Annotated in this window: 9 protein-coding genes; 5 read left to right on the plus strand and 4 right to left on the minus strand. The window is 51.0% G+C overall.

The features are described 5' to 3' along the window. Positions 1–28: 28 nt before the first annotated feature. From ACFQNF_RS07670 to ACFQNF_RS07680, 3 genes are all read left to right on the plus strand, one after another. Positions 29–619: an IMPACT family protein gene (locus ACFQNF_RS07670; RefSeq protein ID WP_380187417.1), complete on the plus strand. Its 591-nt coding sequence runs from the start codon at positions 29–31 to the stop codon at positions 617–619. A gap of 359 nt (positions 620–978) precedes the next feature. Beyond that, positions 979–3,249 (plus strand): penicillin-binding protein 1C, encoded by a 2,271-nt coding sequence (gene pbpC, locus ACFQNF_RS07675; RefSeq protein WP_380187418.1) that lies wholly within the window; start codon positions 979–981, stop codon positions 3,247–3,249. Between the two features lie 170 nt (positions 3,250–3,419). Continuing rightward, positions 3,420–4,736 carry an MFS transporter gene (locus ACFQNF_RS07680; RefSeq protein ID WP_380187419.1) on the plus strand — a complete coding sequence of 439 codons (1,317 nt, stop codon included), beginning with the start codon at positions 3,420–3,422 and terminating at the stop codon, positions 4,734–4,736. A 76-nt stretch (positions 4,737–4,812) separates the two neighbouring features. Here the strand turns inward: ACFQNF_RS07680 and ACFQNF_RS07685 are convergent, their stop codons facing one another. From ACFQNF_RS07685 to ACFQNF_RS07700, 4 genes are all read right to left on the minus strand, one after another. Continuing rightward, positions 4,813–7,422, minus strand: a complete 2,610-nt coding sequence (locus ACFQNF_RS07685; RefSeq protein ID WP_380187420.1) for an EAL domain-containing protein — start codon at positions 7,420–7,422, stop codon at positions 4,813–4,815. Positions 7,423–7,540: 118 nt separating this feature from the next. After that, a complete protein-coding gene (gene topA, locus ACFQNF_RS07690; RefSeq protein ID WP_046352421.1) occupies positions 7,541–9,847 on the minus strand; it encodes a type I DNA topoisomerase in 2,307 nt (768 codons plus the stop codon). Between the two features lie 262 nt (positions 9,848–10,109). Further along, positions 10,110–11,186 carry a DNA-processing protein DprA gene (gene dprA, locus ACFQNF_RS07695; protein ID WP_380187421.1) on the minus strand — a complete coding sequence of 359 codons (1,077 nt, stop codon included), beginning with the start codon at positions 11,184–11,186 and terminating at the stop codon, positions 10,110–10,112. After that, positions 11,186–12,241 carry a LysM peptidoglycan-binding domain-containing protein gene (locus ACFQNF_RS07700; protein WP_380187422.1) on the minus strand — a complete coding sequence of 352 codons (1,056 nt, stop codon included), beginning with the start codon at positions 12,239–12,241 and terminating at the stop codon, positions 11,186–11,188. The genes dprA and ACFQNF_RS07700 overlap by 1 nt, the downstream gene beginning before the upstream one ends. Positions 12,242–12,389: 148 nt before the next feature. Here ACFQNF_RS07700 and def point away from each other — a divergent pair, with 148 nt between their 5' ends. Both def and fmt read left to right on the plus strand, forming a co-directional pair. Further along, entirely contained in the window at positions 12,390–12,893 is a 504-nt protein-coding gene (gene def / locus ACFQNF_RS07705) for a peptide deformylase (RefSeq protein ID WP_046352424.1), read from the plus strand. A 92-nt stretch (positions 12,894–12,985) separates the two neighbouring features. Next, a complete protein-coding gene (fmt, locus tag ACFQNF_RS07710) occupies positions 12,986–13,912 on the plus strand; it encodes a methionyl-tRNA formyltransferase (protein WP_380187423.1) in 927 nt (308 codons plus the stop codon). The last annotated feature ends 143 nt before the right edge of the window (positions 13,913–14,055 follow it).

A 14,055-nucleotide genomic window follows, 5' to 3' on the forward strand; every position in this document is an offset into this window, starting at 1 on the left:
CTTCGAGTGCGCCCTACCACATTCACCCATGACTACATCCCTTGCCACTGCCGTTTCCGCAGAAATCATCATTAAAAAAAGCCGCTTTATTGCCCATATCCACCCTGTGAGCGGCCGCGCTGAGGCGCTGGCCTTGGTCGATGGATATTGGACGCAACACCCCGAAGCGCGGCATGTTTGCTGGGCTTTACTGGCGGGCGGTGAATCGGGGATGAATGACGATGGCGAGCCATCGGGCACAGCGGCCAAGCCGATTATGAATGTCTTGCAGCACAAGCATTTAGAAGGCGTACTAGGCGTGGTAGTGCGCTATTTTGGCGGCATAAAGTTGGGCGCTGGCGGGCTAACCCGCGCCTACACCGACGCCATCGCCACTGCTCTGCTGAATGCCGAATACATCATCAGCGTCGCCCAAAACAATATCGAAATCGCCCTACCCTTCGCAGACGAAGGCCGCATCCGCCGCTTCGTCGCCCAAAACGAAGGCCTTGTCTTAGGCGTGCACTACAGCAATATCGAAGCCTATTTACAACTGCAACTCGCCCAAGACAAAACCACAGCACTGCTAGAAGAAATCAATAATCTATGCGCCGGGCAGGTACGAGTTACGAGTGGCTGATTTGCAAATCTACTGCGGAAAAGTTCTGTAGACACAGAGAGCAGGGAGAACACAGAGCACACGGAGAAAACCAAGCATTCGTAGCTTGGCTTACGCGATAAGTGTCTACATCAATGTTGATGCACTTGTTCCCCCCTTTGAAAAAGGGGGGCTAGGGGGGATTTAACATTGCATACCTTTACAACAAGGCAGCAAGCCACAGCAAATCCCCCTCAATCCCCCTTTTACAAAGGGGGAAGCTGCAGTACTGAAGTACCGCCTATTGTGTGTAGATATTTATACCCTTACGGTTTTCTCTGTGTTCTCAGAGATCTCTATGCCCACAGACCTTAGGTTTTTAAAGCAGGAAACACCGCTTGTTGAAACATCGGCTCTTCAAACGCTTCATCCTTGCCCTGCTGATCCTCAGCCCGCTGGTGTTGATCCGCCTGTGGCCGCATGAATCGCTGGCCGTTGCTGGATCGACTGCCGTGTTGGCGCAAGATGGCAAGTTGCTGCGGCTAACCCTTGCACCCGATCAGCGCTACCGGCTGTGGCTGCCGCTGGAGGACTTCTCCCCCACGCTGATAGACGCGCTTAAATTGCAGGAAGACCGCTGGTTTTACTACCACCTTGGAATTAACCCCATCTCACTGCTTCGTGCTATTACGGCCACTTATGGTGGCGGGGCTAAGCAAGGGGCTTCTACGCTGACGATGCAATTAGCACGGCTTAAATATCGGCTCAATACCAAAAGCCCCGGCGGCAAGCTCAGGCAAATTGGCTTGGCGCTGTGGCTGGAGGCGCGTTATAGCAAGCACGATATTTTAGAGGCCTATTTAAACCTCGCTCCCTACGGTAGAAATATTGAAGGCGCGGCAGCGGCCAGCCTTGCCTATTTTGGTAAGCCCGCCAAAGCGCTCACCCTGCCAGAAAGCCTAACTCTCGCGGTAATTCCACAGCAGCCTAATCAACGATTGGGCAGCGGCACATCGCTCACCGAGGCTCGTCAGCGCTTGTGGCAACGCTGGCAAAAGCGCTACACCGTTAGCCCAGAGCAAATCCGCCTAATGACCCTGCCGCTGCCGGTAAAGCGCCTCGAGCAACTGCCATTCCGTGCGCCGCACTGGGTAGAACAAAGGCTGGCCGATTCGCCCGAGCAAAGCACGCACCACACCACGCTCGATCTGCAATTGCAAACCCTGCTGGAAAAACAAATCCGCCAATATCTGGCACAAAGCGGCACGCGTGGCATTGTGAACGCCAGCGCCATGCTGGTCGATACGCGAGATCAATCGGTACGCGCCTTAGTTGGCTCGGCGGATTATTTCAACGCCAGCATTGCCGGACAGGTGAATGGCACCGAGGCCAAACGCTCACCGGGTTCCACTTTAAAACCATTTATTTACGCGCTGGGGCTGGATCAGGGCGTGATTCACCCGCAAAGTATTTTGCGCGACACGCCCAGCGCCTTTGGCCCTTATCAGCCAGAAAACTTTGACGGGCGCTTTGTCGGCCCCTTAAGCGCCACCGAAGCACTGATCAAAAGCCGCAATATCCCCGCCGTGTGGCTGGCCAGCCAGCTTAAAAACCCCAGCTTTTACGATTTTTTGCAGCTGGCAGGCATTAGTAAGCTGAAATCAGAAAATCACTACGGGCTGGCGCTGGTGCTGGGCGGTGGTGAAGTCAGCATGGTCGAGCTGGCCGGGCTTTACACCATGCTGATGAATGAGGGCCGCTTAAAGCCGCTGCGCTACTTAAAAGAAAGCCCAAAGCCTCGCGGCGAAGTCTTGCTTAGCCCGGAAGCCAGCTGGCTGGCGCTGGATATGCTGAGCAAAAATCCGCGGCCAGATGGCGGTAGCAATGCTTGGCCGGTGGCGTTTAAAACCGGCACCTCTTGGGGATTTCGCGATGCCTGGACAGCAGGCGTAGTTGGCCCCTATGTGCTGGTGGTCTGGCTGGGCAATTTTGATGGGCAAGGTAATCCGGCGCTGATCGGGCTGGAAGCCGCAGCACCGCTGTTCTTTCGCATCAGCGATGCACTGGCCTTAGCAAAACCCGCCGATAAACCACAGCCACGCAGTACACCGATGGGCTTAAAGCGTATCAATATCTGCACCGCCAGCGGCGACCTACCCAATACTTATTGTCCGCAGCAAAGCAGCACATGGTTTATCCCTGGCAAATCGCCTATCCGCGTCAGCAGCCTGCATCAGCAAGTACACATCGACACCCGCAGCGGCCTCGCCGTCTGCCCGCCTTACGATCCAGCCCATACCAAAACAGAAGTTTTTGAATTTTGGAGCAGCGATATGGCAAGGCTGTTTAAAGAAGCAGGCGTCCCCCGCCGCAAACCTCCGCATCTCGATTGCAGCGGCATGGCCAGCCTTGGCGAAGCACCCAAAATCAGCTCACCGCTAGCAGGCCTCAGCTACACCTTACGCCTATCCAAACCCGACGAAACCATCCCCCTGCAAGCCGCCGCCAGCAGTGAGCAGCTCTACTGGTTTGATAATCAGATTTATCTGGGCAGCGCAAAATCCAGCGGCCTAGCATGGCGGCCACAAGCGGGTGGCTGGCATCAGCTTAGCGTGGTGGACGATCATGGCAGGAGCGATAGCAGGCAGGTGATGGTGGAGTTGTTGCCGTAAGCCAAGTACAGAGAACACCATTTTATGCCCCCGCGCGGGCAAAAATGTTCTACACCAAACGGTACAGATATCCAACCAGCTTACAATAAATCTTGCTTGACCATATCTCCTCCAGTAATCTCGAGAAAACAGAAGTTTTCTGCCAAATCAGATACATAAGAGAATATTGAATGAGAGATCCAATTCAGCAGGGAAATGCCTTCGCGGCTCGGCCTTTAAATAGGCAGGACTATAAAACCTTGGGCTTGGCATCACTTGGTGGTGCCTTAGAGTTTTACGATTTTATTATTTTTGTATTTTTCACCGTTGTTTTAAGCAAGCTCTTTTTCCCTCCTGATATGCCTGATGCACTCAGGCAGGTTCAGACCTTTAGTATTTTTGCCGCAGGCTATCTGGCACGCCCGCTGGGTGGCATTGCGATGGCGCATTTTGGTGATTTGCTGGGCCGCAAAAAAATGTTCACCCTCAGTATTTTGATGATGGCCCTGCCCACGCTGATGATTGGCTTACTGCCCACCTATCAGCAAATCGGCATCTGGGCCCCTCTATGCCTGCTTGCTTTGCGTATTTTGCAAGGTGCGGCGATTGGTGGCGAAGTGCCCGGTGCATGGGTGTTTGTAGCCGAACATGCGCCCGAGCGCCATACAGGGCTGGCCTGCAGCATGATTACTTCCGGGCTAACTCTGGGTATTTTATTAGGCGCGTTAATTGCTATGACGATGAATAGCCTGTTTAGCCCAGCCGAGCTGGAAGCATGGGCTTGGCGTGTGCCCTTCTTAATTGGCGGTGTATTTGGCTTGGTCGCCATGTATTTACGCAAATGGCTGCATGAAACGCCGGTTTTTTTAGAGCTGCAGGCTAAAAAGCATCTTGCTGACGAGCTGCCGCTAAAAAAAGTATTGCGTGATCATCGCCTCAGCATTGCTGTTTCTATGCTGGCCACCTTTTTACTTGCGGTGGCGATTGTGGTTGCTATTTTGATGACGCCGGCTTACTTACAAAAGCAATTTGCAGTATTGCCTGTGGATGCCTTACGGGCCAATTGCTACGCCATCGTGGCGCTGAGTTTGGGTTGTGTGGTGGCAGGATGGGCAGCAGACAAACTAGGCACTGGCCTGACCATCCTGATCGGCAGCATCTTGCTAGGCAGCAGCAGCTACGCGTTTTATCACACGATGAGCCATGACACGAGCCAGCTCGCCCTGCTCTATCCGCTGATGGGATTTACCGTGGGCATTGTTGGCGCAGTGCCACTCTTAATGATTAAAGCCTTCCCCGCAGCGATCCGCTTTAGCGGTTTGTCTTTTTCTTATAATGTGGCCTATGCCTTTGCAGGCGGGCTTACGCCGGTGATTTTATCCTTCTGGATTAAATACGATGTGCTGGCCCCCAGCTATTATCTTTTGCTACTTAGCATCATCGGAACGGGATTAGGCGGCTACTTAATCGCAAATCAAGGTCAGCAGCTTAAACACAGTATTCGCTAAATAAAAAACCGCCTCTTTAGAAAAAAGAGGCGGCTTTTTACAAAATTGCACATTATTTAATTAAAGACTTCCCTCGCTAAATCTTTGCCTGCAAGCCCAACCTCATCCAAAGCTCGGCCACACCGCTGGGCACGGCCTCGCTAAAGTAGAAGCCTTGCATCCGTTGCACGCCTAAGCCCTGTAAAAAGCGCGCCGTTTCAAGGTTTTCCACGCCTTCCACCACAATTTCCAGCCCAAGCCCTAAGCCAAGTTGCACGATAGCTTGCATAATCCGGCGGCCATCTTCGGTATGCAGACGCAGGGCAAAAGACACATCAATTTTAATCATTTGCGCGGGCATTTCATGCAGTTGGGAAAGCGATGAATAGCCAGTGCCAAAATCATCAATCGCAATTTCAAAGCCCGAGGCGTTCAGCTGGCGTAAATGCCGCAGCTGGCGCGAGTAATCGGTGAGGGCCACTGATTCAGTGATTTCAAGAATTACATCCTCGGCGCGCAAACGGTGTTGCATCAGCCTTTCATTAAGCTGAGTCACAAACTGCGGCTGAAACAGCTGGCTACGCGAGATATTAATCATCAGCTTTTGCGTTAAACCTGCATCACGCCATTCGCGTAATTTAGAAAAACTTTGCTGAATCACAAGCTCAGACAGCTCCTGGATCAAACCGACTTTCTCGGCCATAGGGATAAACAGCTCGGGGCTAATCCAGCCACTTTGCTCGTCCTGCCAACGGGCAAGCGCTTCAACCGAGATCACCTCTCCGGTTCTGGCATCCACAATCGGCTGATAAAACACTTGCAAACGATTATTACGAATCGCCGTTGAAAGACGCGATTGAATCGCCACATGCTCACGCCCAAGCGCTTTTAAATGCACAATATCGCTGTAAAAACAGACATTATTCCGGCCAGTATGTTTGGCGTGATACATGGTGTGATCGGCGGCGGATAGTAATTCTTCGCCCGATTCGGCGTTGTCGGGGAAAACCGCAAACCCTAGCGAAATAGTAGGCTGGGTTTCCATGCCATCAATGGTTACCCCCTGCCTTGCTGCGGTGCGTAGGCGATCTGCAAGCTCTCTCATGACGTTTAAATCAGTTAGATCGGGCATTAAAATCACAAACTCATCACCGCCCCAGCGTGCTAATACGTCATTTTCACGTAAAACACCTGCCAGCTGCCTTGCCACATTCACCAGTAATTCATCACCAATCTGATGGCCAAAGGCATCATTGATTTGCTTAAAGTGATCCAGATCGATAAAGCCCAGGGCCACTTTGGTGTTTTCCACCCGTGCTCGATCAATCGCGCTATGAATTTCGCTATCGAGCATCAAGCGATTAGGCAATTTAGTTAGCGAATCATAAAGCGCCAGCTGGGTAATATGCTGCTCGTTTAAGTGAGTGATAGTGACATCGCGCAGCACACCACGGATAGCAGACAACAAACCATCAGGGGTACGGTGGGCAATCAACCTAGCCTCCACCCACATATGCTCGCCATTGGCTTGCACCAGCCTGAAACGCTGGGTAACAGGCTCTGTGGTTTTTAGTATTTTTGATAAGGCCTCGACCATTGCAAGACCATCATTGGGATGAACCCAGGCAAATAAGGGCTGGCCCAAATCGCTGGCAACTTCTCGTAAATCAAGTGCGCGTAATTTGGCCCAAGCAGGCGTGGTGCGCACCAACTCGCCTGTGGGTGATAAATCAATCACCGCCTCTTCAAGCAAGTTCAGCGTATCCAGCATGGTTTTACGCTGCGCATCTTCAAGCATCAGTACAGTCACATCATGCACCAGAGCAACCGCATGGTTTTGCCCATTAGGCGCTTGCACAGGCTGCAGCCGTATAAGCAAATAAACAGGGCCATTCGGCGTTTGTACCGTGCAATTAAACTGGGCGCTTTCTTTATTTTTTAAAATACGCGGCAAATAATGCACCAGCTCGGAAGCCAGCTCATAGGGCAGTACACTGATAATTGCCCGTCCCTGCAACATTTCAGCGGATGGCAAATCAGGGTGGCCAGACCATACACTGATAATCACCCCCTGCTGATTACACTCAAACACCATATCTTGCAGTACGCCCACCAAAGCACGTAAGCGCTGCTGATTGCAGAGCAGCTCTTGCTCAACCCGCTGCTTCACTAAAGCCTGAGCCACATGATTGCTCAGCATGGCTAAAAGCCTTAGCTCGCTACGGCTGCGTTGTACTTCTGTGTCATTTAAAAAGCACAGAAAACCAAATGGTTCTCCCTTCTCAAGCAGGGGAATACACAGCAACTGACGCACGCCAATTTGTGCCATCAACATTTGTTCAGCAAGGGGTAATTCTAAGAGGGATTTACTCAGCATCATACCTACAGCCAGCGTGTCTGCCAGCAAGGGATAAGCGCTGTAATCGAGAGAGCGGCAAGGATCAGGGGTAAAATCAGCTAAACGGGTATCGGGATCCCGCCAGGCCGACACTAAATGCGCAGCCTGATTGTCTGGCGTATTTAAATAAAAACACGCCGCACTGCTTTTAGAGGCTTCAGCCAAGATATGTAAAGCATCCAGCATGCCTTCTCTGCCGGTGTCCAGCAAAGCGGCGACCATGCTGTCAAAAGCTTCAAAATAAGTTTGCAACAACCCAAGCTCGCTCCGAAGTTCGAAATCAGGATCAGATAATACATTGCGCTGCACGGCAAACCTCTTTTGAAGAGCGCCCCGAAATGCTACCCCGGGGGCTCTGAAACTAAGCTGCGGGTTATTCCCGCCCTACAAAAGTATTCAGGGTGAGCATCAAGCCCACCCCAACACCTTACTCCGCCTCGGCTTTTTCAGCTTTTGGCGCGGGTCCTTCAATTACTTCAACATAGCCGCACTCTTTTTGCGGACAAACCTTCTCAGTGCCCCGACGCTTGGTGACTTTAATCGTCATCACTGGCCATTTACATTGCGGGCAAGCCTCGGCAATCGGTGGATTCCAAGTGGCGTATTTGCAATCCGGGTAGGTATTGCACGAGTAAAAGAGCTTGCCATAGCGACTCTTTCTTTCGATCAGGCTACCTTTTTTACATTCCGGGCACTCCACACCGGTATCGCGTGGTTTTTCAAGTGGCTCGATATGCTTACACTTCGGATAGGCTGAACAGCCAATAAACTTACCATAACGCCCTACCTTGATATGCAATGCTGATTCGCATTTAGGGCAGGTGCGATCCGGTACGACTTCCGGCTCAGTAGGTGCAGTATCGGCATCATCCCCCAGATTACGGGTGTAATCGCATTCCGGATAAGTGGTGCAGCCAATAAAGCGGCCACGCTTGCCTAAGCGAATCGCGAGCTTTGCCACGCCACATTTTGGACAGTCTTCGTCCATTTCTTCCTGGGTGACTTCTTTACGCGATAAGCCTGCTTTTTCTTCGCATTGCTTATGAAAGCCTTTCCAGAAATCAGCCAGCACCGGAATCCAATCGCGTTTACCGGTGGAAATCTCATCGAGCTTGTCTTCTAGCTTGGCGGTGAAGTTGTAATCCACATACTGGGTAAAATGCTCAGTCAGGAATTTATTCACCACTTCGCCGGTATCGGTCGGAGTAAAACGCTTTTTATCAAGAATCACATACTCGCGATCTTTCAGCGTTTTAATGGTCGACGCGTAAGTAGACGGGCGACCAATACCGAACTCTTCCAAAGATTTAACCAAAGATGCTTCAGTAAAGCGCGGTGGCGGCTGGGTAAAGTGTTGCTCACCAGATAGCTTATCTACCGGCAGCTTGTCACCCACATTCAGTACCGGCAGACGCGCTTCGTCTTCTTCTTCCTCATCATCGGTATCTTCCTGGTAAACCGCAATAAAGCCGGGGAATACCAAAGTTTGGCCGGTAGCGCGGAAGATAGCGTCCGGGCCAACAGCAATATCAACCGCCACGGTATCAAACTTGGCCGCAGCAATCTGGCTGGCTAAGGTGCGCTTCCAGATCATTTGATACAGCTTAAATTGATCGGCCGTTAGGTAGGCTTTCACTTCATCTGGCGAGCGATAAATCGAAGTTGGGCGAATCGCTTCGTGTGCTTCCTGGGCATTTTTGGCTTTATTTTTGAAAACAACCGGCGCATTAGGCAGGTATTCTTTCTCAAATTTCTCGCCAATATACGCACGGATTTCATCCAGCGCATCATTGGCCAAGGCCACCGAGTCAGTACGCATATAGGTAATCAAACCGACGGTTTCGCCGCCGATACTCATCCCTTCATACAACTGCTGAGCTGTACGCATGGCGCGATCAGTAGTCATACCCAGCTTACGCACGGCTTCTTGTTGCAAGGTAGAGGTTGTAAACGGCGCAGCAGCACTACGCGATTTCTTTTTCTTTTCTACCGATTGAATCTCAGCACTCTGGCCGCTCAGCGCATTCAGAATGCTCTCTTGCGTGCCCGTATCCGGGATATCAAATTGCTCAAGCTTTTTGCCCTGCCACTGGGTGAGCTTTGCACCAAACTTGCTGCGGCCTTGATGAGTATCGAGGTGTACCGACCAGTATTCTTGCGACGTAAACGCACGAATCTCGATCTCACGCTCGCAAATCAGGCGCAGTGCCGGGCTTTGTACGCGGCCAGCCGATAGGCCAGAACGCACTTTGCGCCAAAGCAGTGGGGATAAATTAAAGCCAACCAGATAATCCAGCGCGCTACGTGCTTGCTGTGCATTCACGAGATCGTTATCGATATCACGTGGGTTAGCCACAGCATTGAGCACGGCGGTTTCGGTAATTTCATGGAACACCACACGCTTAAAAGTGCGACTCGCCGTCAGCAACTTTTTAGAGCGCAAGATTTCCATGATATGCCAGGAAATCGCTTCACCTTCGCGATCCGGGTCAGTTGCCAGAAAGATGTTAGTCGATTCTTTTACGGCAGCAACCAGCGCATCGACATGTTTTTTATTGCGCTCGATGACTTGGTACTTCATTTTGAAGTCATTCTCGGTGTCTACCGAGCCGTCCTTTCTGACCAAACCACGGACGTGACCATAGGAAGCAAGGATCTGGAAATCCTTACCAAGATACTTCAGCAGCGTTTTCGCCTTAGACGGCGATTCGACAATCAATAGATTTGCGGGCATGGGTCCCCGGCACGTTTATATATAAATTAAAGGACTGTCCCAGTAGCAAGCAGCGTATCCGTTTATGGCGGTAAACCTTTGTTTTTACAAAAGTTTAAATCACAAAAAACACATCACTGACTATCGCTAAAGGCAGCGCATCTCACGGCATTTTGCCTATCCATAGATAAAAAAATAAGCTCTATGGATATAGCAGGAAATCGAGTGGAATAACGAGAAGGGCACTTCCTTTAAAAGGAATCTCAAAATACTTACGCCCTACTCAGGCAATCCGCTGATAGCGACTACCGGGCAGGGCGACAATGCAACCTTCAAGCTCCAAGGTCAACAGCATCGCGGATAGCCTGTCTGTCGTCAAGCCGCTGCGCTGTGACAATGTCTCAATATCCACAGGATCGAAGCCCATATTTTGTAAAAAAGGACTGCTTTTTGATGCGCGTTGCTTGCTTGGTGCTTGCACAGAACTCGTCCAGCTCAGCTCAGATAAAACATCTTCTGCTGACTCAACTAATTTAGCGCCCTGCTTGATCAGCTGATGACACCCCCGTGCCAATGGTGAATGGATAGAGCCGGGAATTGCCAACACTTCTCTGCCTATATCTGCGGCCTGTTTGGCAGTTATCAAGGAGCCACTGCCTACGGTAGCCTCTACCACCAAGCATCCCAGCCCCAGAGCGGCGATCATTCGGTTCCGCCTTGGAAAATGATCCGCCTTGGGTGGACTACCCAAAGCCAGCTCAGAGATAATGACACCATCGCTGGCAATCTGATGGGCTAACTCACGGTTACTGGCGGGATAAACCCGATCTAAACCTGTGCCGACTACGGCAATCGTAGACGAAGCTGCCGCCAATCCACCGCGATGTGCCGCAGCATCAATGCCTGCCGCAAGGCCACTCACAATGGTCAGCCCTGCTTCACTAAAGCAGCGGGCAAATTGCTCTGCATTGTCTAGACCCTGAGGGGTGGCATTACGGCTACCCACAACAGAGAGCGCAGGCATGGTTAATAATTCTAAGCGCCCTTTTACGTACAACAAGGTTGGCGCATCAGGTAAATCTAAAAGCCGGGGCGGATAAGCCGCATCACCAAGGCAGAGCAAGGTATTGCCTGCTTCTTGCTGCCAAGCGAGGGTTTGCTGGATGGTTTCTTCAAGATCAAGGCCATCCAGCCAAGCGTCTAATGCGGGCGTGCTCAACACCTCAGCGAGCTCTGCTGGCGTAGCAGTAAACACTGCTTCGGGCGTTTTAAAGCGGGTCAAGAGCGCAATCTGCTTTCTTGGCCCCACTTTAGTAATCGTGGTGAAGCGCAGCCAAAGCCGCACTTCATCCTCGCTCATCAAGGCGTTTTCACCTCGTCACCCACATTCACCGCTCGCGTGCTATCGAGCACGAGGCCATAAGCAAAACCGGGGAAAACACGGTAAATAAACAAATTACCGTTTTTTTCTATTGGTGTGTAACGATCAGGCTCGCTGCTGCTCTCTTTACGAATTAAGCGGCCCGCTTTGTAATTAAAAAACACGCTGCCCACATCAACACCATGCTCTGAGCCACGGTTAATCACTACCGTTGTTAATGGGCCCGCTTCAGCCACACCGGCATAAGAAGAAACAATCCGGCCGCTCACCGGCTGCTCGGGCACATGAGGCACATAATTTACAAAAGGTGCTTCATTGGCGCGAATCAAACGATTGCCCACCAGAATTTCTTCTTTGGAAGACGTCAGACGCAATGTTGCTACGTCCCCTGTGACTTCTAAACGAGCATCACCCAAATACTCCACCTGATGGCCAATCACTCGTTTTCTATCCGGATCATCTGGATCGATTAAGTTTTTGCCATCCCGGAATACCTGCCAGTTGTCCCCTACTTCACCGACTAAACCAACGGCATAGACCTTGTCGCCACTGGCAAAAATCACACGCTCATCCGGGCCAGCAGCAACACGCGGCGCGGCAGCGAAGGTTTCGCTATCGATTACCAAGGGTTTATTCAGAAAAGGTGATATTGCCGATAAGGGAATACTAGGCGTTGCACCATCACCTAAAGAAGTCGATCGAATACGCGGCGACATCTTGCCAGAAGCAGAACCCGAAGCTGTTTTTTCGTTCTTAAGCAAGCGCAGACGCGGCTCGCCACTGCTTTTATCAAGCAAGACCACATCACCCGGATAAATCCAGTGCGGGTTTTTAATATCCGTTTTATTGAGCTGCCAGATTTCTGGCCAACGCCAAGGCTGCTTCAAAAAATGGCCTGAGATACCCCAAAGCGTATCGCCTTTTACCACCACATAACGATCAGGCGCGTTATCCTGCATTGCAAGACTATCTGCAACTGCAGTGCCAGATAAAAGTACGCTTGCCCAAAGTAGCGATATAATTGTTTTTCGCATGATGGCGATTTCTCTCCGCCGAAAAAGATGCTAGCCGAGTGCTTACATCAGTTTTTCGGAACATGTTTATGTTGATTACTGCATATTTTACAGCTACTAGCAAGAAAATTGCTTGTAGCAATCACAGTTCTTACTTGCACAGACTACTATGGCCATTCTAAATATTCTGCACTACCCCGATGATAGGCTCTACACCATTGCAAAGCCTGTTACGGTATTCGATGATCGCTTACAGCAGCTAGTTCGCGACATGAGTGAAACCATGTACGCGGCTCCAGGGATCGGCTTAGCGGCAACGCAAGTCAACGTTCATGAGCGCGTTGTTGTTATCGATATCTCTGAAGAGAAAAATAGCCTAATGGCGCTGATTAATCCTGAAATCATGACGATGGATGGAAAAACCATGTGGGAAGAGGGCTGCCTTTCTGTGCCTGGCATCTACGAAGAAGTAGAACGCGCCGAGCGAGTAAAGGTCAGGGCCTTTGATAGCAAGGGCCAGGTTTTTGAATTGGCCGCCGATGGTTTGCTCGCGATTTGCATCCAGCATGAATTAGATCATCTGGACGGTAAAGTTTTTGTAGAAAAGCTCTCAAAATTAAAACTGAGCCGTATTGTGCAAAAACTTAAAAAAAATCAGCGTAAAACCATGTAACTCATCACCCAGTGGCTTTCAAGCCTGAGATGCCGTGTTGTCACAGGGACAGGGCCTCAGGCTGGATAGCCGCACACTGTGGCTTTTAAAAAATGAAAATCATCTTTGCCGGTACGCCGGACTTTGCCGCTTGTGCTTTACAAGCACTCATCGCGGCGGGGCATGAAATTGCTCTGGTTTTAACTCAACCCGATCGCCCTGCTGGCCGCGGAATGAAGCTAAGTGCATCTCCGGTAAAAATACTGGCAGAGCAGCATGGCATCAACGTTTATCAGCCAGAAAAGTTGCGTACGCCTGAGCAACAAGCCCCATTGGCAGCCATAGCGGCTGACGTAATGATTGTAGCCGCTTACGGTATTATTTTGCCGCAAGCCGTACTTGATCTGCCTAAGCTGGGCTGCCTCAATATTCATGGCTCGCTCTTGCCGCGCTGGCGTGGTGCTGCACCGATTCACCGCGCCATTTTGGCCGGGGACACCGAGACAGGCATTACCATTATGCAAATGGATGCGGGGCTAGATACCGGCGATATGCTATCTATCCATCGCACGCCTATTGAGGCACACGACACCACCGCCAGCCTGCACGACAAGCTGGCAGAGCAAGGTGCAGCGGCCCTTGTAGCCGCACTGGCAGATTTACCTAAGCTTCAGCAAACGCGCCAAGTGCAACCAGAAATTGGCGTCACTTACGCGGATAAGCTAAAGAGAGAAGAGTCGCAAATTAATTGGCAAAAATCAGCGGTCGAACTCGATCAAATGATTCGTGCCTTTAATCCGTTTCCTTCGGCTCAAACTTTACTGGCCGGGCAGGCGCTGAAAATCTGGCAAGCCACCATCAGCCAAGACAGTGGCACGCCGGGTACGGTGCTTGCGGCAGATAAAGACGGGCTGCTCGTCGCGTGTGGCAGCGGATCGCTACGCATTACTGAGCTACAAAAAGCAGGCAGTAAACGCGTTGCGGCAGCGGCGTTTTTAGCCGGGAACGGGGTTGAAGCAGGGCTAAAGCTGGGGGAGTAAATATTACTGCATCCGTAACACAGCCACAGCACCTTAAGCTTCAGATAAAGCCTGTATCGCCATGTGCGCCGCTGGTTTTGAATAAGTACGATATAGAGATTGAATTTTCTTAAAAAACAACGATCTGATAGAGAATCAATTTG

The sequence above is a fragment of the Iodobacter arcticus genome (assembly GCF_042664895.1).
Taxonomy (GTDB): domain Bacteria; phylum Pseudomonadota; class Gammaproteobacteria; order Burkholderiales; family Chitinibacteraceae; genus Iodobacter; species Iodobacter arcticus.